The 24541-nt window shown below is 66.9% G+C and carries 19 protein-coding genes and 1 other RNA gene; 12 read left to right on the top strand and 8 right to left on the bottom strand.

Annotated elements, in window-relative coordinates; genetic code table 11:
- Positions 1-18 precede the first annotated feature (18 nt).
- On the bottom strand, positions 19-1116 hold the full coding sequence (gcvT, locus tag B133_RS0104245; RefSeq protein WP_018599474.1) for a glycine cleavage system aminomethyltransferase GcvT: 1098 nt from the start codon (positions 1114-1116) through the stop codon (positions 19-21).
- 50 nt (positions 1117-1166) lie between these two features.
- Here gcvT and B133_RS0104240 point away from each other — a divergent pair, with 50 nt between their 5' ends.
- On the top strand, positions 1167-2708 hold the full coding sequence (locus tag B133_RS0104240) for a leucyl aminopeptidase (RefSeq protein WP_026255949.1): 1542 nt from the start codon (positions 1167-1169) through the stop codon (positions 2706-2708).
- On the opposite strand, the gene B133_RS0104235 is transcribed toward B133_RS0104240, so the two are convergent.
- On the bottom strand, positions 2705-4198 hold the full coding sequence (locus tag B133_RS0104235) for an SDR family oxidoreductase (RefSeq protein ID WP_018599472.1): 1494 nt from the start codon (positions 4196-4198) through the stop codon (positions 2705-2707). The genes B133_RS0104240 and B133_RS0104235 overlap by 4 nt on opposite strands.
- A 271-nt stretch (positions 4199-4469) precedes the next feature.
- On the opposite strand from B133_RS0104235, the gene sucB reads away from it, so the two are divergent.
- From sucB to B133_RS0104210, 5 genes are read left to right on the top strand one after another with little or no spacing between them, the layout of a single operon-like run.
- Complete coding sequence (gene sucB / locus B133_RS0104230; protein WP_018599471.1) at positions 4470-6266, top strand: 2-oxoglutarate dehydrogenase, E2 component, dihydrolipoamide succinyltransferase; 1797 nt, start codon at positions 4470-4472, stop codon at positions 6264-6266.
- Between the two features lie 6 nt (positions 6267-6272).
- Positions 6273-7193: a TIGR01777 family oxidoreductase gene (locus tag B133_RS0104225; protein WP_018599470.1), complete on the top strand. Its 921-nt coding sequence runs from the start codon at positions 6273-6275 to the stop codon at positions 7191-7193.
- Between the two features lie 23 nt (positions 7194-7216).
- Complete coding sequence (gene lipB, locus B133_RS0104220) at positions 7217-7903, top strand: lipoyl(octanoyl) transferase LipB (protein ID WP_026255948.1); 687 nt, start codon at positions 7217-7219, stop codon at positions 7901-7903.
- A 4-nt stretch (positions 7904-7907) separates the two neighbouring features.
- On the top strand, positions 7908-8852 hold the full coding sequence (gene lipA, locus B133_RS0104215) for a lipoyl synthase (RefSeq protein ID WP_018599468.1): 945 nt from the start codon (positions 7908-7910) through the stop codon (positions 8850-8852).
- Positions 8853-8856: 4 nt separating this feature from the next.
- Complete coding sequence (locus B133_RS0104210; protein WP_018599467.1) at positions 8857-9609, top strand: DUF4191 domain-containing protein; 753 nt, start codon at positions 8857-8859, stop codon at positions 9607-9609.
- Positions 9610-9621: 12 nt separating this feature from the next.
- Here the strand turns inward: B133_RS0104210 and B133_RS0104205 are convergent, their stop codons facing one another.
- Complete coding sequence (locus B133_RS0104205) at positions 9622-10110, bottom strand: RDD family protein (protein WP_026255947.1); 489 nt, start codon at positions 10108-10110, stop codon at positions 9622-9624.
- 144 nt (positions 10111-10254) lie between these two features.
- Between B133_RS0104205 and glnA the strand changes: the two genes are divergently transcribed.
- The 3 genes from glnA (at position 10255) to B133_RS0104190 (ending at position 12670) form a co-directional block, all read left to right on the top strand.
- Complete coding sequence (gene glnA, locus B133_RS0104200; RefSeq protein WP_018599465.1) at positions 10255-11691, top strand: type I glutamate--ammonia ligase; 1437 nt, start codon at positions 10255-10257, stop codon at positions 11689-11691.
- 83 nt (positions 11692-11774) lie between these two features.
- Positions 11775-12206: a D-aminoacyl-tRNA deacylase gene (gene dtd / locus B133_RS0104195; RefSeq protein ID WP_018599464.1), complete on the top strand. Its 432-nt coding sequence runs from the start codon at positions 11775-11777 to the stop codon at positions 12204-12206.
- 32 nt (positions 12207-12238) lie between these two features.
- A complete protein-coding gene (locus B133_RS0104190) occupies positions 12239-12670 on the top strand; it encodes a DoxX family protein (RefSeq protein WP_018599463.1) in 432 nt (143 codons plus the stop codon).
- A gap of 23 nt (positions 12671-12693) precedes the next feature.
- Here the strand turns inward: B133_RS0104190 and B133_RS0104185 are convergent, their stop codons facing one another.
- Positions 12694-15687 (bottom strand): bifunctional [glutamine synthetase] adenylyltransferase/[glutamine synthetase]-adenylyl-L-tyrosine phosphorylase, encoded by a 2994-nt coding sequence (locus B133_RS0104185; protein ID WP_018599462.1) that lies wholly within the window; start codon positions 15685-15687, stop codon positions 12694-12696.
- A gap of 10 nt (positions 15688-15697) precedes the next feature.
- Positions 15698-17038, bottom strand: coding sequence for a glutamine synthetase family protein (locus B133_RS0104180; protein WP_018599461.1), 1341 nt, complete (start codon positions 17036-17038; stop codon positions 15698-15700).
- A gap of 83 nt (positions 17039-17121) precedes the next feature.
- Between B133_RS0104180 and B133_RS0104175 the strand changes: the two genes are divergently transcribed.
- Positions 17122-18297: a hypothetical protein gene (locus B133_RS0104175; RefSeq protein ID WP_018599460.1), complete on the top strand. Its 1176-nt coding sequence runs from the start codon at positions 17122-17124 to the stop codon at positions 18295-18297.
- A 19-nt stretch (positions 18298-18316) separates the two neighbouring features.
- Here the strand turns inward: B133_RS0104175 and B133_RS0104170 are convergent, their stop codons facing one another.
- Together B133_RS0104170 and B133_RS0104165 are read right to left on the bottom strand one after the other, a co-directional pair.
- Positions 18317-19834 carry an alpha/beta hydrolase gene (locus B133_RS0104170; RefSeq protein ID WP_018599459.1) on the bottom strand — a complete coding sequence of 506 codons (1518 nt, stop codon included), beginning with the start codon at positions 19832-19834 and terminating at the stop codon, positions 18317-18319.
- 84 nt (positions 19835-19918) lie between these two features.
- The gene (locus B133_RS0104165; protein ID WP_018599458.1) at positions 19919-21433 is read right to left on the bottom strand and encodes an alpha/beta hydrolase; all 1515 of its coding nucleotides are present in this window, start codon (positions 21431-21433) and stop codon (positions 19919-19921) included.
- A gap of 269 nt (positions 21434-21702) precedes the next feature.
- Here B133_RS0104165 and panB point away from each other — a divergent pair, with 269 nt between their 5' ends.
- Together panB and B133_RS0104155 are read left to right on the top strand one after the other, a co-directional pair.
- Positions 21703-22572 carry a 3-methyl-2-oxobutanoate hydroxymethyltransferase gene (gene panB, locus B133_RS0104160; protein WP_026255945.1) on the top strand — a complete coding sequence of 290 codons (870 nt, stop codon included), beginning with the start codon at positions 21703-21705 and terminating at the stop codon, positions 22570-22572.
- A gap of 63 nt (positions 22573-22635) precedes the next feature.
- A complete protein-coding gene (locus tag B133_RS0104155; RefSeq protein WP_018599456.1) occupies positions 22636-24120 on the top strand; it encodes a CYTH and CHAD domain-containing protein in 1485 nt (494 codons plus the stop codon).
- A gap of 4 nt (positions 24121-24124) precedes the next feature.
- Here B133_RS0104155 and rnpB read toward each other — a convergent pair.
- Positions 24125-24507: RNase P RNA component class A (gene rnpB / locus B133_RS23415), an RNA gene on the bottom strand.
- Between the last annotated feature and the right edge of the window lie 34 nt (positions 24508-24541).

The following is a 24541-nucleotide window of genomic DNA, read 5'->3' as shown; positions in this document are numbered from 1 at the left end:
CGATTGTATCGCCGGCGGCTAGCGAGTATTGGTGGCCACAAACGGCGGCTTCACAACCTCGCATTCGATTGCGCGGCCGCGCACGTCCACCGCGACCCGCTGGCCGTCGGCGATCTCGTGGGCGGTGTCGAGCAGAGCCAGTGCGATGCCGACTTTCAAAGTGGGTGAGAACGTTCCCGACGTGGTCACGCCGACCGGGGTGTCGCCGTCGAGCACGGTCAGGTCGGCCCGCAGCACCCCGCGGCCCAAAGCCTTCAGCCCGCGCAGTACGCGACGCGGCCCGGCCTGCTTCTCGGCCAGCAACGCTTCACGCCCCCAGAACGCGTCCTTGCCCCAGCCGATCGCCCAGCCGCAGCGGGCCTGCAGCGGCGATATCTCCAACGACAGCTCGTGGCCGTGCAGCGGGTAACCCATCTCGGTACGCAACGTGTCGCGGGCGCCGAGACCGGCGAGTTCACCACCGGCGGCCTGCACCGCGGCGGCCAGGGCGTCGAACACCACCCCGGCACCATCCCACGGGGGCAGCAGCTCGTACCCGTGTTCGCCGGTGTAGCCGGTACGGCAGACCCGGGTTCTGACGCCGTCGATCTCGGCGTCGGCGAAAGCCATGTAGTCCATGTCTGTGGGCAGGCCCAGTCCACTGAGCACCTCGGCGGATTTCGGGCCCTGCACCGCCAGCACCGCGTAGGAACGGTGTTCGTCGGTGATGGTCAGCCCGGTCGGCGCGTGGCGCTGCAGCTCGGCGACCACCGCGGCGGTGTTGGCCGCATTGGGCACCAGGAAGATCTCGTCGTCGGAGACGTAGTAAGCGATGAGATCGTCGATCACTCCCCCGGATTCGTTGCAGCACAACGTGTATTGCGCTTTACCGGGTCCGATCCGGTTGAGGTCGTTGGTGAGCGCCGAGTTGACGTACGCCGCTGCTCCGGGCCCGCGGACGAGCGCCTTGCCCAGGTGGCTGACGTCGAAGAGGCCGACGGCGGTGCGGGTGGCGGTGTGTTCGGCGACAGTTCCGGCGTAGGACACCGGCATCAGCCAGCCACCGAACTCCGCGAAACTGGCGCCGAGGGCGCGGTGGCGGTCTTCCAGCGGGCCGTGCAACAGATCGTCGCTCACGGGCTCACCCTAATCGGCGTACCCGCTCGTACGCCTCTAGGGTGAATCGGGTGAGTAGCGCACCCGGCTATCAGGCCCCCACCGTCACCGTCAGCTCGGCTCTGCCCCGCAGGGGCGTCGCCGACGCTGTCCTGATCGTTCCCGTCGTCACCGACAAATCCGGCCCGAAGGTTCTGGCCGCCGAGTCCTATCTGGACGACGAGATTATCGGCGCCATCGAATCGGGTCTGCGGGCGCTGGGCGCCTCGGGCGCCGAGGGTCAGTCGCACCGCCTCGTAGTCGCCGCGTTGCCGGTGGCGAGCGTGCTGGCAGTCGGCCTGGGTGAGCCGCGCGAGATCTGGCCGGCCGACGTGATCCGTCGCGCCGCCGGCAGCGCTGCCCGATCGCTGGACAAGGTCGGTTCGGTGGTGACGACGCTGAGCGCGATCGATCTGGAGGCCACCGTCGAAGGCCTGATCCTCGGCGCATACCGGTTCAGCGAGTTCCGCAGTGCCAAGACCGCTCCCAAGGACCCGGGACTGACGAAGATCGTCGCGTTGACCCCCGATACGAAGGCCGCCGCCAAGAAGGCCGCGGACCGTGCTGTTGATATCGCCACGGCCGTGGCCACTGCCCGCGATTTCGTGAACACTCCGCCGAGCCACTTGTTCCCGGCCGAATTCGCCAAACGGGCAAAGGATTTGGGTGAGGCGTACGGCCTCGAAGTGGAGGTGCTCGACGACAAGGCACTCACCAAAGCCGGCTACGGGGGCATCGTCGGGGTCGGGAAGGGGTCCTCACGCCCGCCGCGGCTGGTGCGTCTGGCCCACCGCGGCGGCGGTCGGTCGCGTACGCGAGGAGCACGATCAGCCGGAGTGAAGACCGTCGCGTTGGTGGGTAAGGGCATCACGTTCGACACCGGCGGCATCTCGATCAAGCCAGCCGCCAACATGCACCACATGACATCCGACATGGGCGGTGCCGCCGCCGTCATCGCGACCGTGGTGCTGGCCGCCCAACAGCAGCTGCCCATCGACGTGATCGCCACCGTCCCCATGGCCGAGAACATGCCCTCGGCCACCGCGCAGCGGCCCGGTGACGTACTCACGCAGTACGGCGGCACGACTGTCGAGGTGCTCAACACCGACGCCGAAGGGCGACTGATTCTCGCCGACGCCATCGTGCGGGCCTGCGAGGACAATCCGGACTACCTGATCGAGACATCCACGCTGACCGGTGCCCAGACGGTCGCGCTGGGCGCCCGCACCCCGGGCGTGATGGGCAGCGACGAGTTCCGCGACCGGGTGGCGACGCTGTCGCAGTCCGTCGGCGAAAACGGTTGGGCCATGCCGCTTCCCGAAGAACTCAAGGAAGACCTCAAGTCCACGGTCGCCGACCTGGCCAACGTCAGCGGCTCGCGCTTCGCCGGAATGCTGGTCGCCGGAACGTATCTGCGCGAGTTCGTCGCCGACGGCGTCCAGTGGGCTCACATCGATGTCGCCGCGCCGGCCTACAACACCGGCGGGCCGTGGGGTTACACGCCGAAGGGCGGCACCGGCGTTCCGACGCGGACCATGTTCGCGGTCCTGGAGGACATAGCGCAGAACGGCTAGTCAGCCCGGCGCACCGCCGAGACGATAGCTTTGGCCGCCTTGTCCGGTCCGTAACGCCGCGCCGCGAAGGCTTTCACGTCGAAGCGCGTGGTGTCGACGACGTTCGTGTCGATGACGCGGGGGCGGATCGTCGTCAAACCGATGCCCGCCGAGCTCAATTCGGCGCGCAGGCAATCGGAGAACAGGGCGTAGGCGTTCGACTGCGGGTGGGCCGCCATCGATACGACGTTGACGATGTGGCCACCGGTGCCCCGCTCGACGAGCCGGCGCGCAAACGACCGGCAACAGTTGACGACTCCTATCCCGGCGTTGTTGACCACGACGTCGGGTACGCCGTGCTCGGTGCACACCTGTTCGACGAAGCGTTCGACTGCCTCGGTGTCGGCGACGTCGAGCGCGTAGGCATGTGCGACGCCACCGCGCTCGGCGATCTGGGCCGCGGTCGCCTTGGCGGCAGCCTCGTCGATGTCGCTGACGACCACCTCGGCCCCTTCGGCCGCGAACGCCAATGCGGTGGCCCGGCCGATACCGCTGCCTGCCCCCGTAATGGAAACGAGTGTGTCACCGAAGGTTTTGCGGGGGCGCCCGACCTGCGCCCGGCGCAACGCCCGGGTCGCGGGTGCGCCCTCCAGATGATCGACAAGTTCGGCGACGGCAGTCGCGATGGCCTTCGGATGTGAGAACGGGGCCCAGTGGCCGGCTTTCAGGTCACGGCGCCACAGCCGCGGCACCCACTTGGACTCGTCGTCGTAGCCATGGCCACGCACCACGGGGTCGTCGTCGTTGCAGATCAGCTGCACCGGAATCGCGACGTAGTGATCGCGCCGCAGCCGGGTGAACGATCGAATAGCGTTCGCGCGGTAGATCTTCAGTGAGTTGGCGGCGTCGATGTCGAGGTTCTCGGACTGGAACTTGGGCCCCGGGGTGTCGATCGCCTGCAGTCGTCGAGCAACTCCCGCACGCATCAGCGCCGGTGCGATCACCGGTACCGAGAACGGGATCCAGTAGCTGAACCGAGATGCCAGGTTCACCGCCCTGGCGAATCGGATGGGCCGGTAGGGGCGGGCCAGCCGGCCACGCACGAACAATCCGTAGTGGTCTGTGCTGGGCCCAGACACCGACGTGAAGGAGGCGACGCGCTCGGCCGACCCGGGACGACTCAGGTATTCCCAGGCGCCGACCGAACCCCAGTCGTGAGCCAGCACATGGGCTGGCGTGCCCGGACTGACCTCGTCGAGCACTGCCGAGAGGTCGTCGGCGAACCGCTCCATGGTGAAGGCGGAGACTGGCTTAGGTACGTCGGAGGCCCCGGCGCCGCGGTTGTCGTACCGCACGATCCGGTACCGGTCCCCCAATTCGGCGACCACGCCGTCCCACAGCACGTGAGAATCGGGCCAGCCGTGGGCCATCACCAGCGTGGGCAGGTCCCGGTCGCCCTGTTCGTAGACTGCGATGCGGGTCCCGTCGGCACTATCGACGAAGCGCTGCATAGTCCACCCTCCGCGACGGTCGGTATCCAATACCGGAGGTATCGAGTAGTCCCGACCTTAACGCTCGAACAGCCCCAACAGAACGATCTCCTCTACATGTACTACCCGGTTCGATAGTGCCGGAGCCGCAGCCAACCCTGAGTGCGCTCGAATTGCCGCGCAGTGACAGGATGGTCCGAACAATCCACCTAGGTGCCGCACCCAGTGCACCCAGCTGTGGTAAGCCAGAGTTCGAGTCGTCACGAGTGACCGTCCGAGGGAGTCAACACATATGGCCATCTCCGTCCAGATGCCCGCGCTAGGTGAGAGTGTCACTGAGGGGACCGTCACCCGCTGGCTTAAACAGGAGGGCGACACGGTCGAACTCGACGAGCCACTGCTGGAGGTGTCCACCGACAAGGTCGACACCGAGATCCCGTCCCCGGCCGCCGGCGTGTTGACCAAGATCGTCGCTCAGGAGGACGACACCGTCGAGATCGGCGGCGAACTGGCCGTCATCGGCGAGGCCGGCGAAACGGCTGCCGCTGCTCCGGCCCCCGAAACCGCCCCCGCCGCTCAACCCGAACCCGAGCCGGCCCCGACCCCGGCCCCGGCCGCCCAGCCGGCCGAGCCGGCCGCCGAAGCTGCCCCCGCACCGGCTGCTGCCCCGGCTCCGGCGGCGGCGTCGGGCACAGCCACTTCCGTGGTGATGCCCGAGCTGGGCGAATCGGTCACCGAGGGCACCGTCACTCGATGGCTCAAGAAGGTCGGCGACAGTGTCGGGGTAGACGAACCACTGGTGGAAGTATCCACCGACAAGGTCGACACCGAAATTCCCTCCCCGGTCGCCGGCACCTTGCTGGCCATCACCGCCGAAGAAGACGACATCGTCGCCGTCGGCGGCGAACTGGCCAAGATCGGCGACGCCGCAGCCACCCCGGCGGCCCCCGCACCCGCTCCCCCGGCTGCACCGGCACCTGAGCCCAAGCCAGAACCCAAGGCCGCGCCGGCGCCCGAACCCAAGCCAGAACCGAAGCCGCAACCCGCACCCGAGCCGGCCCCGGCCACCGCCCCGGCAGCCCCGGCCGCTCCAGCGCCCGCAGCCCCGGCCGCCGCGGCTCCGGCGCCAACGGCTCCGGCCACCGACGGTTCCCCCTACGTCACGCCGCTGGTGCGAAAGTTGGCAGCCGAAAACAACATCGACCTGTCCACGGTCAAGGGCACCGGCGTCGGCGGCCGCATCCGCAAACAAGACGTACTCGCCGCCGCTGAAGCCAAGAAAACCCCCCCAGCACCAACGGCCGCGTCGACACCAGCCCCCGCCGCCGCGGCCCCGGCCGCAACTCCGGCACCGGCGTTGGCGCATCTGCGCGGTACCACCCAAAAGGTCAACCGGATCCGTCAGATCACCGCCAAGAAAACCCGCGAATCTCTACAAGCCACCGCACAGTTGACCCAAACCCACGAGGTCGACATGACCAAGATCGTGGCGCTGCGGGCCCGCGCCAAGGCTGAGTTCGCCGAACGCGAAGGGGTCAATCTGACCTACCTCCCGTTCATCGCACGAGCGGTCATCGACGCGCTCAAAATCCATCCCAACGTCAACGCCAGCTACAACGAAGACACCAAAGAGATCACCTACTACGACGCCGAACACCTCGGCTTCGCCGTCGACACCGACCAGGGCTTGCTCTCCCCGGTCATCCACAACGCCGGTGACCTCTCGCTGGGCGGGCTGGCCCGCGCTATCGCCGACATCGCCGCCCGCGCCCGCTCAGGCAACCTCAAACCCGACGAGCTGTCCGGCGGCACCTTTACCATCACCAACATCGGCAGCCAAGGCGCCCTGTTCGACACTCCGATCCTGGTGCCGCCGCAGGCCGCCATGCTCGGCACCGGCGCGATCGTCAAACGCCCCCGGGTCATCTCCGACGCCTACGGCAACGAATCCATCGGCGTGCGATCGGTCTGCTACCTGCCCCTGACCTACGACCACCGGCTCATCGACGGTGCCGACGCCGGACGCTTCGTCACCACCATCAAACGCCGGCTCGAAGAGGGTGCATTCGAGGCCGATCTGGGGCTCTAGAATCCGGTGGTCATCGGACAAAGCTCAGCTGTCGTTGCGATCGCGGGGTCCTCTGGCCTGATCGGCTCGGCACTGGCGTCTGCACTGCGCGCCGCCGACCATCGAGTGCTGCGGATCGTGCGTCGGGCACCGTCGAATGCCGACGAACTGTTCTGGAATCCCGACACCGGTGAGTTCGACTCGGGTGCACTGCGCGGCGTCGACGTGGTGGTGAACCTGTGCGGGGTCAACGTCGGCGAGAAGCGCTGGTCAGGAGCTTTCAAGCAGAGTCTGCGGGACAGCCGGATCGAACCTACCGAGGTGCTGGCCGCCGCGGTGGCCGAGGCGGCAGTGCCGGTGCTGATCAATGCCAGTGCGGTCGGTTACTACGGCAACACCCGCGACCAGGCCACCGACGAGACGGCTCCGGCGGGCCACGGCTTTCTGGCCCAGTTGTGTTACGACTGGGAGGCCGCGACCGCCGCGGCCGCAGCCGCCGGTGCCCGGGTGGCGCTGCTACGGACCGGCTTGGTGCTGGCGCCGTCCGGCGGCCTGCTCTCCCGGTTGAAACCGCTGTTCTCGTTCGGCCTCGGGGCCCGGCTCGGCAACGGACGCCAGTACCTGCCCTGGATCAGCTTGGAGGACGAGATCCGGGCCGTGCTGTTCACCATGTGGACCGACTCGATGTCGGGTCCGGTGAACCTCACCGGCCCGGCACCGGTGACCAACGCCGAGTTCACCGCAGCCCTCGGCCGAGCCGTCAACCGCCCCACTCCGCTGATGGTGCCGGGTTTCGCGCTGCGGACCCTGCTCGGCGAATTCGCCGACGAGGGTCTGCTGGCCGGGCAGCGTGTCATTCCCGCAGCACTGGAACGGGCTGGTTTCGAGTTCCACCACCACACTGTCGGCGAGGCTCTTGCCTACGTCACCGCACCCAAAGACCTGTGACGAATCCGAGTACCGTCAACGCTGTGACATCGATCCGCGCGGCCCGTTCGGCAGTCGACGTGCGGCGCCTCGGCACCGTCGACTATCAGGTGGCATGGCAGCTACAGCGGGACGTCGCCGACGCCAGGATCGCCGGCGGCCCCGACACACTGTTGTTGCTGCAGCATCCGGCTGTCTACACCGCAGGCAAACGCACCGAGCCGCACGAGCGTCCGGTGGACGGCACGCCCGTCGTCGACACCGACCGCGGCGGCAAGATCACCTGGCACGGTCCCGGTCAGCTGGTGGGTTATCCGATCATCGGCCTGACCGAGCCTCTCGATGTGGTGAATTTCGTTCGTCGCCTTGAAGAAGCCCTGATCGCGGTGTGCGGTCAGTTCGGCCTCACCACCGGCCGCGTGGCCGGCCGTTCAGGGGTCTGGGTGCCTGGCTCGGAAATTGAGGGGCGCCGCATTCCCGCGCGCAAGGTGGGCGCCATCGGCATCCGGGTCGCCCACGGGACGACGCTGCACGGGTTCGCGCTGAACTGTGACTGCGACCTGTCGGCGTTCTCGTCGATCATCCCGTGCGGCATCGCCGATGCCGGGGTGACGTCACTGACCGCCGAACTGGGACACCGCATCGGCGTCGACGACGTCATGGACCGGGTGACCGAATCGGTGTGCGACGCGCTGGACGGCCGGTTGGAAGTCGCCCTGAACGTAGGATGAACCAGTGAGTGTCGTGCCAGAGGGTCGGAAGCTGCTTCGCCTCGAAGTCCGGAACGCGCAGACGCCGATCGAGCGCAAGCCCCCGTGGATCAAGACCCGCGCCAAGATGGGCCCCGAATACACCGAACTCAAGGGCTTGGTGCGGCGCGAAGGCCTGCACACGGTATGCGAAGAAGCCGGCTGCCCCAACATCTTCGAATGCTGGGAGGACCGCGAGGCCACCTTCCTCATCGGCGGCGAACAGTGCACCCGACGCTGCGACTTCTGCCAGATCGACACCGGCAAGCCAGCAGAACTCGACCGAGACGAACCACGCCGGGTCGCCGAGAGTGTGCAGGCGATGGGTCTGCGGTATTCCACGATCACCGGGGTGGCCCGTGACGATCTGCCCGACGGCGGGGCCTGGCTCTACGCCGAGACGGTCCGCCAGATCAAGGCACTCAACCCGGGCACGGGTGTGGAACTGCTCATCCCTGACTTCAACGGCATCGGCGAACAGTTGGCGCAAGTCTTCGATTCGCGTCCGGAAGTGTTGGCGCACAACGTCGAAACCGTACCCCGCATCTTCAAGCGGATCCGTCCTGCCTTCCGATACCAGCGCAGCCTGGACGTGATCACCGCTGCCCGCAACGCCGGTCTGGTCACCAAGTCCAACCTGATCCTGGGCATGGGCGAGACCATCGAGGAAATCCACACCGCGCTGCGCGACCTGCACAACGCCGGCTGCGACATCGTCACCATCACGCAATACCTGCGGCCCTCACCGCGGCATCATCCGGTCGAGCGCTGGGTACATCCCGACGAGTTCGTCGCGCTGTCAGCCTTCGCCGAGGAGCTCGGTTTCGCCGGTGTTCTCGCCGGGCCCCTGGTGCGTTCGTCCTACCGGGCGGGCAAGCTCTACGCACAGGCCGCGCGGCTGCGTTTCGCCGGGCACCCCCCCGTATCCTGATCCAATGGCGAAATCCCGCAATGCCGCGGAAACCAAAGCGGCGAAGGCCGAGGCGAAGGCCGCCCGCAAGGCGGCCTCCAAGCAGCGTCGCAGCCAGCTGTGGCAGGCCTTCCAGATCCAGCGTAAAGAGGACAAGCGGCTGCTGCCGTACATGATCGGCGCTTTGGTGCTGATCGTGGCGGTGGCCGTGGTGGCGGGCATCCTCCTCGGCGGTATCAGCACCTATACGCTGCCGGTGCTCGGCGTCGTGCTGGGCTTGCTGGTGGCGTTCATCATCTTCGGCCGCCGCGCGCAGAAGTCGGTGTACCGCAAGGCCGAAGGTCAGACCGGCGCGGCCGCCTGGGCGCTGGAGAACCTGCGGGGCAAGTGGCGCGTGACCCCAGCCGTCGCGGTGACCGGACACTTCGATGCCGTGCACCGCGTCATCGGCCGGCCCGGGGTGATCTTCGTCGGTGAAGGCTCACCCTCGCGGGTCAAGCCACTCCTGGCGCAGGAGAAGAAGCGCACGGCGCGGCTGGTCGGCGAGGTCCCGATCTACGACATCGTGGTCGGAAATGGCGAGGGCGAGGTGCCCCTGTCCAAGCTCGAACGGCACCTGTCCAAGCTGCCGAGCAACATCACCGTCAAGCAGATGGACTCACTGGAGTCGCGGCTTGTCGCGTTGGGTTCCAAGGCCGGTCCGGGTGCGGTGCCCAAGGGACCGTTACCGGCGGCGGCAAAGATGCGCGGAGCGCAGCGCAGCGCGCGGAGGCGCTAACCCGCAACCGCCCTACCGCCGCAGGACAGCGGTGAATGTGACCCGGTCATGCAGACCCCGTAGATCACTGTCGGTCACCAACGGTGGTATGACCAGCGCGATCAACAGCACCCGGACCAGAGCGCGTCCGAGCCCGACCTTGTCACGGCCGTCCGTGCCCGCCACCACCAGGCCCAGCGCCAGCTGGCCCGGGGTGAACGAGAACAGTCGAACCGCCACCGTGCCCAGCACGATCCACACCACCATGACTGCCGTCGACAGTGATGCCAGGGAGATGAGGCCCGAGGCCAGTGCCAGGCCCGCCAGCCCGTAGGCCACGAGCCAGTCGACGAACAGCGCGCCGACGCGCCTGCCGGTCCTGGCGAGCGAGCCGGAGCCGGATTCGGGCAGGCCGAGGCGTTCTCCGGGGTACTTCGTGGATCCGTCGTCCTTGCCGTCGGAACCGTCACGGGAATCGAAAGGTCCGGGACCTGACAACCAGCTCCCCATAGTGCGGGCCATGGTGTCAGGATAGGCGCGCCCGCATGGGTTACCTCAGGCCACCATCGGCGGATTGCGTAACGTCAGCGCAACATATGGTTGACGGCTGCGCAACATCGTGTCCTTAGCGTCAACCCGCGGATTACCAGTAAAGGAGAACACTCAGTGGCCGAAAAGACGTCCGACGACATCTTCAAGCTGATCAAGGACGAAAACGTCGAGTACATCGACATTCGCTTCTGCGATCTGCCCGGCGTCGTCCAGCATTTTTCGATTCCGGCGTCGGCGTTCGATGAGAGCGTGTTTGAAGACGGGCTCGCTTTCGATGGGTCCTCGGTGCGCGGTTTCCAGTCGATCCACGAATCCGACATGATGCTGCTACCCGACCCCGACACCGCCCGCATCGACCCGTTCCGGGCCGCCAAGACGCTCAACCTGAGCTTCTTCGTCCACGACCCCTTCACCCGCGAGGCCTACTCCCGCGACCCCCGCAACGTCGCCCGCAAAGCCGAAAACTACCTGGCCAGCACCGGCATCGCCGACACCGCCTTCTTCGGCGCCGAAGCCGAGTTCTACATCTTCGACTCCGTGGCCTTCGACTCCACCATGAACGGCACCTTCTACGAAGTCGACTCCGAATCCGGCTGGTGGAACACCGGCGAACCCTTCGAAGCCGACGGCACCGCCAACCGCGGCTACAAAGTCCGCCCCAAAGGCGGCTACTTCCCCGTCGCCCCCTACGACCGCTACGTCGACCTACGCGACGAAATGGCCACCAACCTCCAGAGTGTGAGCTTCTCGTTGGAGAAAGGTCATCATGAGGTGGGGACGGGTGGGCAGGCCGAGATCAACTACAAGTTCAACACCCTGCTACACGCCGCCGACGACGTCCAACTCTTCAAATACATCATCAAAAACACCGCCTGGACCCACGGCAAAACCGTCACCTTCATGCCCAAACCCCTCTTCGGCGACAACGGCTCGGGCATGCACGCCCACCAATCCCTGTGGAAAAACGGCCAACCCCTCTTCCACGACGAATCCGGCTACGCCGGCCTCTCCGACCTCGCCCGGCACTACATCGGCGGCATCCTGCACCACGCCCCATCCCTACTGGCCTTCACCAACCCCACCGTCAACTCCTACAAACGCCTCGTCCCCGGCTACGAAGCCCCCATCAACCTGGTCTACAGCCAACGCAACCGCTCCGCCTGCGTGCGCATCCCCATCACCGGCAACAACCCCAAAGCCAAACGCCTCGAATTCCGCTGCCCCGACAGCTCCGGCAACCCCTACCTCGCCTTCGCCGCCATGCTCATGGCCGGCATCGACGGCATCAAAAAGAAAATCGAACCGCTGACCCCCGTCGACAAAGACCTCTACGAACTGCCCCCCGACGAAGCCGCCAACATCCCCCAAGCCCCCACCTCCCTGGCCACCGTCATCGACCGCCTCGAAGAAGACCACGACTACCTCACCGAAGGCGGCGTCTTCACCGAAGACCTCATCGAAACCTGGATCACCTACAAACGCGAAAACGAAATCCTCCCCATCCAAATCCGACCCCACCCCTACGAATTCGCCCTCTACTACGACGTGTAAGCCGACGTCTGAGTCATGACGAAGACTGTGGCCCCCAACACTCCTGTTGGGGGCCACAGTCTTTGGGGCGGCACAATCGACCCATGCGAGTTTTGGTGCAGCGGGTGACATCAGCGAGCGTCACAGTCGACGGTGTCGTCGTCGGTGAGATCAAGCCGGACACCCAGGGCCTGCTCGCCCTCGTCGGTGTCACCCATGACGACGACGCGGCCAAGGCCCGCAGGATGGCAGAGAAGCTCTGGCAATTGAGGATTCTCGACGGTGAGCGGTCCGCGTCAGATCTGGCCGCCCCGATTCTTGTGGTGAGCCAATTCACTTTGTACGCCAACACCGACAAGGGTCGCCGCCCGTCCTGGAACGCCGCGGCACCCGGCCCCGTCGCCGAACCGCTGGTGGCCGAATTCGCCGACGCGTTAGGGATGCTGGGCGCGACGGTTCAAACTGGGGTTTTCGGTGCGGACATGCACGTGCACCTGGTCAACGACGGACCGGTGACGGTGCTGTTGGAGCTGTGAGATCCGTGGCGGTTCACGCGTATTGTCACCCCATGACGACCAACCTGGACACTCGACTGAACACCGCATCTCCCGCGGTGATCAGCCTGTTCCGCATCGTGTTCGGCCTCCTCTTCACCATCCACGGAGCGCAGAAGCTGTTCGCATGGCCAGTCGGAATGCCGAACAAGGCAGGTGAACTCGTCGGGTCGGCGGTGCCGGTGGGTACCTGGCCGTATTGGTACGCCGGGATCATCGAATTCGTGTTGGGTCTTTTGATCCTGACGGGTTTGCTCACCCGCCTCGCCGCGTTCATCGCTTCCGGGGAGATGGCGTTCGCTTACTTCACCCAGCATCAACCCAGGGGCCTGCTGCCCATCGAGAATGGCGGCGAACTCACCGTGCTGTACTGCTTCGGCTTCCTACTGCTGGTCACGATCGGCGGCGGCGCCTACGCGCTGGACGCGGTCCGGGCCAAACGGTAGACCAGCGCCGGATACGGGCTCGGCTACCCGCCGAAAATCTTCCGGACGACCGTCTTCGCCCGCCGCGTCACCCGCAGATAGTTATCCAGGAACTCGCCACCATCGTCGCTGCCCCAGCCGGCCGCCAGCGCCACCGCGTTGAGCTGACGTCCGGGCCCGGGTAGCTGATCTGTGGGCTTGCCGCGTACCAGCACGAGAGCGTTGCGCGCCCGCGTCGCGGTCAGCCAGGCCTGCCGCAGCAAGTCGACGTCACCTTCGGAGACCAACTCGGCCGCGCCGATGGCGTCGAGTGTCTGCAAGGTCGAAGTGCTGTGCAGCGCAGGCACTTTGTGTGCGTAGCGCAGCTGCAGCAACTGCACCGTCCACTCGATGTCGGCCAAGCCGCCGCGCCCGAGCTTGGTGTGAGTATTGGGGTCCGCGCCGCGGGGCAACCGCTCGGCATCCACCCTGGCCTTGATACGCCGGATCTCATGCACCGCCTCCGCGGACACTCCACCGTCGGGATACCGCGTCTTGTCGACCATCAGCAGGAACCGTTCACCGAGATCGAGGTCGCCGGCCACCCGGTGCGCCCGCAGTAAGGCCTGGATCTCCCAGGCCTGCGCCCACTGTGCGTAGTACGCCTCGTAGGAGGCCAGCGTGCGCACCAGTGGACCGTTGCGCCCCTCGGGCCGCAGCCCGGTGTCGACCTCCAACGGCGGGTCGGCGCTGGGTGTGCCCAGCAGCGTGCGCACCTGCTCGGCGATGCTCACCGACCATTTCACGGCCACCGATTCCGCGGCGTCACCTATCGGCTCGCACACGAACATGACGTCGGCGTCCGAGCCGTAGCCGAGCTCGCGGCCGCCGAGCCGGCCCATACCGATCACCGCGAGGCGGGCGGGTACACCGGATTCCGGTGTGTTGGCACGGATCACCGCGTCCAGCGCGGCTTGCAGCACGGCGACCCACACCGAGGTCAGCGCATTGCAGACATCGGTGAGGTCGAGCAGGCCGAGCACATCGGCCGACGCGATACGCGCCAGCTCGCGGCGGCGCAGGGCACGGGCGGCAGCGATACCGCGCACCGGGTCGGCATGGCGGCCGGCCGAGGCCACCAGCGCCCCCGCCACGCTGTCCGGGTCGCCCTCAAGCAGTTTCGGCCCGGTTGGCCCGTCGGCGTAGAGCTGGATCACCTCGGGGGCACGCATCAACAGCTCCGGGATGTAGGCGGAGGTGCCGAGCACCTGCATCAGCCGTTTGGCCACCGCTCCTTCGTCCCGCAGTGTGGGCAGGTACCAGCGCTGCTCGGCAAGTTCCTCGCTGATCCTGCGGTAGGCGAGCAGCCCGGCATCGGGATCCGGCGTGTCGGACAGCCAGTCCAGCAGGGTTGGCAGCAGCACCTGTTGCACCCGGCCCCGGCGTCCGCTCTGCCCGGTGAGGGCGGCCAGATGGGTCAGCGCACTCTGCGGGCCCTCGTAACCCAGTGCGGCGAGCTGACGTTCAGCCGCCTTGGCACCCATGCCGGCGCCGATGCCCAGTGCAGGCTGACCGACCGATTCCAGCAGCGGTTGGTAGAACAGCTTGGCGTGCAGACGGGAGACCCGCATGCTCTGGCGTTTGAGCTCCTCGCGCAGCACCCCCTGGGCGTCGTGCCTGCCGTCGGGGCGCACGTGTGCAGCCCGGGCCAGCCAGCGGTAGGCCTCGTCGTCACCGTCGTCGGGCAGCATGTGGGTCCGCCTGAGCCGCTGCAGCTGCAGCCGGTGCTCAAGCAAGCGCAGGAACTCGTACGACGCGGTCATGTTGGCGGCGTCGTCACGCCCGATGTATCCACCTGCCGCCAGCATGGTCAGCGCATCGATCGTGGATGCCACGTGCAGCGACTCGTCGTTACGGCCGTGCACCAATTGCAAGAGCTGCACTGCGAATTCGACGTCCCGCAGGCCACCGGTACCGAGTTTGAGTTCGCGGGCGCGCACCCCGGCGGGCACCAGCTCCTCGACCCGGCGCCGCATGGCCTGTACCTCGGGTACGAAATCCGCACGCTCACACGCCGTCCACACCATCGGCATCAACGCCTCGGTGTACGCCCTGCCCAGTTCGGCATCGCCCGCCGCCGGACGGGCTTTGAGCAGAGCCTGGAACTCCCAGGTCTTGGCCCACCGCTGGTAGTAGACGACATGCGATTCCAAGGTCCGTACCAGCTGGCCGCGTTTGCCCTCCGGCCGCAGTGCCGCATCGACCTCGAAGAAGGCTTCCGCGGCGAACCGCATCATTTCGCCGGCGACCCTGGCCGCGGTGGAGAGATTGTCGTCGGCTCCCTCCTTCGCGCCCTCCCCGACGAAGATGATGTCCACATCGCTGACGTAATTCAGTTCGCGCGCACCGCATTTGCCCATCGCGATGATGGCGATCCGCGGGGTCGGGCCGTCTCCGCACACCACCCGGGTGGCCACGGTCAGGGCGGCACCGAGTGCGGCGTCGGCCAGATCGGACAGGTGCGCCCCGACGGTGACGAATGGCAGCACCGGTTCGTTCTCCACCGTAGATGCCACGTCGAACGCGGCCAGCACCAGCATTCTGTCCCGGTAGAGATTCCGCAGTGGCGGCACGGCTGTCGTTGTGCCCCTGGCAATTTCGACTGTCTCAGCGGCCGCGTTGAAATCCGCGTGCAAGTCGTGCGCGGTCGGGAGTTTCACGTCGCCGGCCAGCAGTCGCCACGACTGCGGATGTGCCACCAGATGATCGCCGAGGGCCACCGATGAGCCCAGGACGCCGAACAACCTTCCCCGCAGCGCACGGTCTGTGAGCAGTTCGGAGTTCAGCTCATCCCAGTGGCCGCCGAGCGCGTCGGCGAGACGCACCATGGCCAGCAGAGCCACGTCGGCGTCCGGCGCGCGAGACAGCGACCACAGCAGTTCGACGTGTTCGTCGGTGTTCCAGCCAAGCCGATCCAGCGCTGCCGGCGCCTGCGGCTGCATCAACCCGAGCCGGCCGACACTGGGCAGCTTCGGGCGTTCGGTAGCGGGTTTGGCCACGCCCTCGACGTTACAGCGACAGATACGTCTTGAGCTCGTAAGGCGTGACGTTGCTGCGGTAGGTTTCCCACTCCGCACGCTTGTTGCGCAGGAAGTAGTCGAATACGTGCTCTCCCAACGCTTCCGCGACCAGCTCGGAGTTCTCCATGACCTGCAGCGCGTTACCGAGGCTGGACGGCAGCTCACGGTAGCCCATGGCGCGGCGTTCCTCGGGGGTCAGGTTCCACACGTTGTCCTCGGCCTGCGGCCCCAGCACGTACCCCTTCTCCACACCCCGCAGCCCGGCCGCCACCAGCACCGCGAAGGTCAGGTAGGGGTTGCACGCCGAGTCGGGGCTGCGCACCTCGATGCGCCGCGACGAGGCCTTGCGCGGGGTGTACATCGGCACCCGTATAAGCGCCGAGCGGTTGGCCGCACCCCAGGAGGCTGCGGTGGGCGCCTCATACCCGTGCACCAGGCGTTTGTACGAGTTCACCCACTGGTTGGTCACGGCGCTGATCTCGCTGGCGTGCTCGAGGATGCCAGCGATGAACGACTTGGCCACCTCGGAGAGCTGCAGCGGGTCGTCGGCGCTGTGGAAGGCGTTGGTCTCACCCTCGAACAGGCTCATGTGGGTGTGCATCGCCGAGCCCGGGTGCTCGGCGAACGGTTTGGGCATGAATGACGCTCGCACGCCGGCGGCGAGCGCCACCTCCTTGACGACGTAACGGAACGTCATCACGTTGTCGGCCATCGACAGCGCGTCGGCGTAGCGCAGGTCGATCTCCTGTTGGCCAGGTGCGCCCTCATGGTGGCTGAATTCCACCGAGATGCCCATCTGTTCCAGTGCTTCGATGGCGTGCCTGCGGAAGTTCGGCGCCGCGTCGTGCACGGCTTGATCGAAGTAGCCGCCATTGTCGGCGGGTATCGGCACGGAGCCGTCGTCCGGTCCCGGCATCAGCAGGAAGAACTCGATCTCCGGGTGCACGTAGCAGGAGAAGCCGAGATCGCTGGCCTTGGCCAGCTGGCGGCGCAGCACATGACGGGAGTCCGCCCATGACGGCGAACCGTCGGGCATGGTGATATCGCAGAACATCCGCGCCGAATAGTGCCGGCCATTGCTGGTGGTCCACGGCAGCACCTGGAAGGTCGACGGGTCGGGCCGGGCCACGGTGTCCGATTCGTAAACCCGGGCGAACCCCTCGATCGACGCGCCGTCGAACCCGATACCTTCCTCGAAGGCTCCCTCGAGTTCCGCGGGCGCGATCGCCACGGACTTGAGGTATCCGAGCACGTCGGTGAACCACAGCCGAACGAACCGGATGTCGCGTTCCTCCAGCGTGCGCAGCACAAATTCCTTCTGGCGGTCCATGACCGCAGCGTAGGCACTAGCTGTTAAATCTGTGTTACGCAGTTAAAACGGTTGCACAGAACCGGACGTGATTCAGTGATGTCATGAGCACCGACTCCCCGTCCCATCCGGAACCATCGCTGGGAGCCTTGCAGGAGCTGCGGACGCTGGCCGCGGCGTTGCGCGAGGTCGACGCGGCGGCCACCGCGGCCGAGTGGGGTGACGACGCCGCGTTGGCGGTGGTGGCCAGGCGCGCGGCGACCGAGCTGGCGTTGCTGCCGCAGATCGCGCGAAGCGATGTGGCCGCCGCCGGCGCCAGCCCGCAGTGGCTCACCCGCATCGAGGATTACGCGCATGGCGTGTCGGCAACCCGGGGGCTGACACCGACTCCAGAGGAAGCCGCGGCCAACGTGGTCGTGGCGGTACGGCTGGCCCGCGCAGCGATTGCCGAAGCGGTGACACAGGTGGCGCTGGCGCATCGGGTGATTCCGGAGGCCAGCCTGATCGGGGTGATCCGGGACATCGGGCCGGTGCTGCACGGTCTGCGCCGCGACGTAGGTGCCGAGGTGCGCCACATCGTGTTCGACCGGCCACGCACGGTCCTGCTGCGGGTCGTCATCACGCTGGGCACGGCACTGGGGCTGGTCGGCTTCTACCATCTGACGGGCTGGACCCGCTACGACGCCGGCCGGCTCACGCTGTACCTGTTCTCGGCCGTCGTCGGCAGCGTCATCTGCACGAATGCCCTGTGTTTCGAAGCCGAGCGGGTACGCCACGCCCTGTCTGACGGTGGCAGCATCTGGCGGATCCTGGTCACCAAGAACCTAGCGATTGCGGCGATGGTGATCGGTGCCGGACTTCCGGTGATCGCGGTGCTGACGGCCACCCAGGAGGGCAATCCGATCGCGATGTTCGATCAGCTGCTGACCATGGTGTTCATCTGGCTGGGTGTCGGCAATGTGCTGTCGGTGGTGTTCCCGCTGCGCCAGGAACCGGTCTCGGCACGGCTGCATGACGGCACCTGGCGGTCCTACCTGTTCTCCTTCGCAGTGTCTTACGGTGTCGGCCTGACGGTGAACCTGATGATCTACTGGCGGCTGTGGTCCAGGCAGACCGCGGCTGACGAGCTCGTGGGTGGCGACTGGGCTGCGTTTGTGCTGGTGCTGCTCAGTGCAGTGACGAGCTGGGCATTGCTGACGGTATTCGCCGCGGCGTGCAGCCGCGAACCCCGGCTGCGCGGGCTGCTGTCCCGCGAGATGGTGACCTACCGCGCGAGCTGATCGGCGCCACGACAGGCACTCAGCACTGCAACCCGTTGGGCGGAGATACCTGGTCGACGAAGAAGCGGAGCACCGACGTGTCCACGCAGGCGTTGCCGTTGAACACCACGGTGTGCTGGGAACCGTTGAAGGTCACCAGCGCCGCGTCGAGTTGCCGCGCCAGGTCGACCCCGGCCTGATACGGCGTGGCCGGGTCCCCCGTCGTCGATACCACGACGATCCGTCCCGGTCCGAGACCGTGCAACGCATGCGGTGTCGATGTCGGCGGCACGGGCCACAGCGCGCAGATGTCGCGCGGCGCGTAACCGGTGAACTGGCCGTAGGACAGGAACGGTGCCACCGCCCGGATGCGCCGGTCGGCGTCGGCCCACACCGCCGGATCGGTCGGGTATTGCGCGTCGACACAGCGGATCGCGGTGAACGCGTCCTGCAGGTTGGAGTAGTGACCCGCACTGTCGCGGTGCTGGTAGTCGTCGGCGAGCACTAGGAGGTCGCCGGGGTCGGTGCCGCGCTGCAGCCCGAGCAGGCCGCTGGTGAGGTAGAGCCAGTACCGCGCCGAGTAGAGCGCGTTCCCGGTCCCGGTGGTGGCGTCCTGGTAGCTCAGGCCACGGGGGTCCGACGTCGCCGCGGGATGCTCCACCAGCGGATCGACGAGTTGGTGGTAGCGAGCGACGAACTGGGTCGGGTCGGTGCCCAGCGGACATCCGGACGATTGCGCGCAGTCGGCCGCATAGGCGTCGAAGGCCTTTTGGAAAGCGGCCATCTGGCGGATGTTCTTGGTGATCGGGTCCAGGCTCGAGTCGACGGCGCCGTCGAGCACCATGGTCCGCACCCGATCGCCGAACTTTGCGGCATAGGCCGCGCCCAGCTGGGTCCCGTAGGAGAACCCGAGATAGTTGATCTGCTGCTCACCGAGCGCCGCGCGGACGGCATCCATGTCGAGCACCGTCGATGCGGTGCCGATGTTGGCCAGGAACGGCGCCCCCATGCGATCGAGGCACTGCTGGGCAAGCTGCCGGTACAGCCCTTCGATGTGGGCCACCCCGGCCGGGCTGTAGTCGACCATCGGCTCGCGCCGGTAGGCATCGAACTCGGCGTCGGTGCGGCACCGCAGCTGCGGGGTGGAGTGCCCGACGCCGCGCGGGTCGAATCCGACCAGATCGAATCGGCGGCCGATGTCGGTGTCGGCCAACGCCGCACCCATTCCGGCGACCGTGTTGACGGCCGATGCGCCCGGACCTCCGGGGTTCACCATCAGCGTGCCGATCTTCTCGCCGCTGGCGGGGATCCGGATCACGGCCAATTGTGCTTGTGCGCCTTGCGGATTCGCAGCATCGTTCCAGTCCACAGGCACCGTGACGGTGCCGCACTGCGCGGTCGGGATGGTCGACGCGTCTACCCACGGTGCGCAACTTCCCCAGACGGGCGGCTGCCCGTACGGTGTCTCGGCCGCGCCATCGGGCGTCGCATGGGCCACGGGGCAGGTGACCGCGAGCATCACTGTCAGCATCGCTCCCACCCACCGCACGGCTGACATGCTCCCACACCGCGGATGGTCGACCGGCGGCGGACACCGAGCGGAGACCAATCGGCAACCCTACGGTGACCTAGGCCCTGAAGATCAGCAGCGAGAGTCCGGCGGCGGCAGTTTCACGTCGATCAGATAGGTCGCGGCGATGTCATCGACGCACTTGTCGCCCTGGAACACCACGGTGTGCTGGGTGCCGTCGAAGGTCAGCAGGCCGCCACCGAGTTGCTGTGCGAGATCCACCCCCGCCTGATAGGGCGTGGCCGGGTCGTTGGTCGTCGAAACCACCAGCACCGGAGGCAATCCCGGGACAGAGATCTTGTGCGGTGTGCTCGTCGGCGGTACCGGCCAGAATGCACAGGTACCCAGCGGGGCGTGCCCGGTGAACTCGCCGTAGCTCATGAACGGGGCGACCTCGCGCAGCCGACGGTCCTCCTCGACGACCGTGGCCCGGTCGGTGACCGCTGGTTCGTCCACGCAGTTGACCGCCACCCGGGCATCGGTCGAATTGTTATAGTGCCCCTTGGCATCCCGACCCATGTACAGGTCGGCCAGGGCGAGCATGAGATCACCGTTGCCGTTCTTGATGCCCGTGAGCGCGTCGGTGAGGTGTCGCCACAGGTTCGGTGAGTACAGCGGCAGGATGGTGCCGACGATGGCGTCGCTGTAGCCGAGGCCACGCGGATCCCGGGTCTTCGCCGGGTGTTCGACCAGCGGGTAGACCAGGCTCTTGTAGACGTCGGTGGCCTTGGCCGGGTCGGTGCCCAGCGGGCAGTCCGGGCTCTTGGCGCAATCGGCGGCGTAATCGTCGAAGGCCTTCTGGAACGCCGCGGCCTGGCGAATGTCGGCCTCCACCGGATCGGCATTGGGGTCGACCGCGCCGTCGAGAATCATGGCGCGGACTCGCTGCGGGAACTGCTCGGCGTATTCCGAACCGATCCGGGTGCCGTACGAGTAGCCAAGGTAGGTCAGTTTGTCGTCCCCCAGCGTGGCGCGGATGGCGTCGAGATCTTTGGCGACGTTGTGGGTTCCGACGTTGGCCAGGAAGTCGATGCCCATCTTGTCGACGCAGCGCTGGACGAACGCCTTGGTCTCGCTCTCCAGATGCGCCACTCCCTCCGGGGTGTAGTCCACCGTCGGGTCAGCTCTCATCCGGTCGTTGTCGGCGTCGGAGTTGCACCACAGCGCCGGATTCGACAAGTTCACCCCGCGCGGGTCGAACCCGACGAGGTCGAACCGTTCCCGCACCGACTGAGGCAGGCTCGGCACCAGCGACACCGCGGACTCCACGCCGGATTCACCGGGGCCGCCCGGGTTGATCACCAGCGAGCCGATTTTCTGGCCGGTGGCCGGGAATCGGATCATGGCGATCAACGCGACGTCACCATCGGGCTTGCTGTAATCGACCGGCACCGACAGCAGCCCGCACTCGGCTCCCGCCGGGATGCTGACGTTGTCGCCGGACCCGGCCGAGCACGGCAGCCACTGCACGGGCGTGCCCGGCCTGGGCATCGCGACCCTGGGCCGACCGTCGATCACCTGGGTACAGCCCGCGATCGCCAGTAGCGCGACCGCCAGCAGTGCACCGACGGAGAACCTGACCTTCATGGCACCACATGCTGCCATGACGGCATATCGTCGCAGGCTGGCCCCACTGCTCAATGGCACACAAACGACTCGGACAGGTGGATGCGCCGCCGACCCCCCTCCACCTACACCGGGTGGTCGAGATTCAGCCGACGGCCCGCTGTGAGCAAATCCACTCAGCGGCGCCTTTTACCTTCGTCGGCGCTGGTGGCAGACTGACAAACGTCACACGAACCCGGGGACCGCGCAGCGGCCTCGAGGATTCGAACCGACTGTTACGAGGGACAACGATGTCTGAACAAGCTGTGTACGGTGCTGCCGACTCCGCCGGAGACAAGCCCCGCGCCACGTCTACTACCGCGATCCGCACCAAGGTCCGCACTCTGACGCTTCAGAAATGGAAGTCCGAAGGCCACAAGTGGGCGATGCTCACCTGCTACGACTACTCCAGCGCACGCGTCTTCGACGAGGCGGGCATCCCCGTGCTGCTCGTCGGCGACTCTGCTGCAAACGTGGTGTACGGCTATGACACCACCATCCCGATTTCCATCGACGAGCTGATCCCGTTGGTGCGCGCTGTCGTCAAAGGTGCGCCGCACGCGTTGGTGGTGGCCGACCTGCCCTTCGGCAGCTACGAGAGCGGCCCGGCGCAAGCGCTGGCCACCGCGATCCGGTTCATGAAGGAGACCGGCGCCCAGGCCGTGAAGTTGGAGGGCGGCGAGCGGATGGCCGAGCAGATCTCGACGCTGTCGCAGGCCGGCATTCCAGTGGTCGCGCACATCGGGTTCACTCCGCAAAGTATCAACGGGCTGGGCGGATTCCGGGTGCAGGGCCGCGGCGACGCGGGTGATCAGACCGTCCACGACGCGATCGCGGTGGCAGAGGCCGGCGCGATCGCCGTGGTGCTGGAGATGGTGCCCGCAGAGTTGGCGACTCAGATCACCGGCAAGCTGACCATTCCCACGGTCGGCATCGGCGCGGGGCCCAACTGTGACGCCCAGGTGTTGGTGTGGCAGGACATGGCCGGGCTCACCAGCGGCAAAACCGCCAAGTTCGTCAAGCGATTTGGTGATGTCGGTGGCGAACTGCACCGTGCCGCAACGCAATACGCGGATGAGGTGGCGGCGGGAGTATTCCCGGCCGAAGAGCACAGCTTCTGATTTTTCTCGGGCGCGGTGTGGCAGGCTTATGGCATCCGATTCCGGTGCACAGCGAAGGTGAACATGGCCCCCAAAAAACCGACCCGCCACACCGAGGTCGAGCGGAAATTCGAGGTCACCGAGCACACTGTCGCACCCTCCTTCGCTGGATTGTCGCTGGTGGCGCGGGTCGAGCGGGTGCCCGAGCAGCTGCTCGACGCCGTATATTTCGACACTCCGAACCGAGACCTCGCCGCACACCGGATCACGCTGCGCCGCAGGACCGGTGGCACCGACGCGGGTTGGCATCTCAAACTGCCCGCCGGCCCGGATGCCCGTACAGAGGTGCATTCCCCACTCGGCCTTTCCGACGACACGGTGCCCGAGGAGCTGCTCGACATCGTGCTGGCGATTGTCCGGGAGAGGCCGCTTAGACCGGTCGCGCGGATCACCAACCGGCGCAACATCGACGTCCTCTATGGGCAGGGCGACACCGCGTTGGCGGAATTCTGCGACGACCAGGTGACCGCCTCCGCCGGAGACGGCGACGAACAGCAGTGGCGGGAGTGGGAGCTGGAACTGCTCACGCAGCAGCCCGAACCCGACCTGTTGGATCGGTTGGCACATCGTTTGTTCGACGCCGGCGCCCAGCTCGCAGGGCACGGGTCCAAGCTGGCCCGGGTGCTGGACTCGGCGGGCGAGGCCGCCGAGCTGCCTGCCGCGCCGGCCGATCCGATCCACCGCGCCATCGCCGAGCAGATCGACCAGCTGCTGGTGTGGGACCGCGCGGTGCGCGCCGACACCTATGACTCGGTGCACCAGATGCGGGTGACGACGCGCAAGATCCGCAGCCTGCTGCAGGAGTCCAAGGACTCATTTCCGCTGGCCGACGACGGCTGGGTCCTCGATGAGCTGCGCAAGCTGGCCGCCGTACTGGGCGTGGCCCGTGACGCCGAGGTGCTCGCCGAGCGCTATCAGCGCTCGCTCGACGCGCTGCCCGCGGAACTCGTGCGCGGTCCGGTGCGGCAGCGGCTGGTGGACGGCGCCAACCGGCGCTACGCCGCGGGGTGGAAACGCGCACTGCTCGCGATGCGTTCACAGCGTTACTTCCGGCTGCTCGACACGCTGGAGGAGCTCGTGGTCGCGCAGCCCCCGACCGAAGTGGGCGAAGAGCATGCCCCGTTGACCATCGACTCGGCTTACAAGCGAGTCCGCAAAGCCGCCAAAGCAGCCGCCGAGGCTGGCGACCCTGAACACGATGACCACAATGAGGCACTGCACCGGATCCGCAAGGGCGCCAAGCGGCTTCGCTACACTGCGGCGGCCACGGGGGACGTCAAGGTATCCGAGCGCGCCAAGGTCATCCAGACCTTGCTCGGTGACCACCAAGACAGCGTGGTCAGCCGAACCCACCTGAGCGCGCAGGCCGAGGCGGCGCACACCGCCGGCGAGGACACGTTCACCTACGGTCTGCTGTATCGGCTAGAGGACGACATCGCGCAGCAGTCTCGCGCACAGCTCGACGACGCGCTCAAGCGCCTCGACAGGGCGGTCCACAAGCGTCACTAGTGGGCGAACGAGTTGGCCGGTAAGCCGGATTCTGTTCCTCACCGGGGCTACCGGTGAGGCGGCGACCATCCATCTGGACACACCGTCGCCGGTTGCCTCAAGCGGCCTACCCGCAGGCTCGGGCGAGCAACCCTCAAACACCTGCGCGGCCGCAACCAGGTTGCAGCCTTCTTGGCCTTGCTTCGGGTGGGGTTTGCCTAGCCACCCCGGTCACCCGGAGTGCTGGTGCGCTCTTACCGCACCGTTTCACCCTTACCATTTCTGGCGGTCTGTTTTCTGTGGCACTTTCCCGCGAGTCACCTCGGATTGCCGTTAGCAATCACCCTGCTCTGTGAAGTCCGGACTTTCCTCGACACCCGAAGGTGCCGCGGCCGCCTGGCCAACTCGTTCGCGCAGATCACCGTACCCTCAGCCCCATGCC

The sequence above is a fragment of the Mycobacterium sp. 155 genome, assembly GCF_000373905.1.
GTDB lineage: Bacteria > Actinomycetota > Actinomycetes > Mycobacteriales > Mycobacteriaceae > Mycobacterium.
Note: the sequence above shows the minus strand (reverse complement) of the source record. Positions and strands in the feature narration are given on the sequence as shown.

Coding starts and splice junctions, on each gene's coding strand:
- B133_RS0104235 (WP_018599472.1), bottom strand. CDS start 4,198: ATGCAGCGCTTCGTCGATAGTGCCGACGGGACCCGCATCGCAGTCTAC.
- sucB (WP_018599471.1), top strand. CDS start 4,470: ATGGCCATCTCCGTCCAGATGCCCGCGCTAGGTGAGAGTGTCACTGAG.
- B133_RS0104210 (WP_018599467.1), top strand. CDS start 8,857: ATGGCGAAATCCCGCAATGCCGCGGAAACCAAAGCGGCGAAGGCCGAG.
- B133_RS0104205 (WP_026255947.1), bottom strand. CDS start 10,110: ATGGCCCGCACTATGGGGAGCTGGTTGTCAGGTCCCGGACCTTTCGAT.
- dtd (WP_018599464.1), top strand. CDS start 11,775: ATGCGAGTTTTGGTGCAGCGGGTGACATCAGCGAGCGTCACAGTCGAC.
- B133_RS0104190 (WP_018599463.1), top strand. CDS start 12,239: ATGACGACCAACCTGGACACTCGACTGAACACCGCATCTCCCGCGGTG.
- B133_RS0104180 (WP_018599461.1), bottom strand. CDS start 17,038: ATGGACCGCCAGAAGGAATTTGTGCTGCGCACGCTGGAGGAACGCGAC.
- B133_RS0104175 (WP_018599460.1), top strand. CDS start 17,122: ATGAGCACCGACTCCCCGTCCCATCCGGAACCATCGCTGGGAGCCTTG.
- B133_RS0104170 (WP_018599459.1), bottom strand. CDS start 19,834: ATGTCAGCCGTGCGGTGGGTGGGAGCGATGCTGACAGTGATGCTCGCG.
- B133_RS0104165 (WP_018599458.1), bottom strand. CDS start 21,433: ATGAAGGTCAGGTTCTCCGTCGGTGCACTGCTGGCGGTCGCGCTACTG.
- panB (WP_026255945.1), top strand. CDS start 21,703: ATGTCTGAACAAGCTGTGTACGGTGCTGCCGACTCCGCCGGAGACAAG.
- B133_RS0104155 (WP_018599456.1), top strand. CDS start 22,636: ATGGCCCCCAAAAAACCGACCCGCCACACCGAGGTCGAGCGGAAATTC.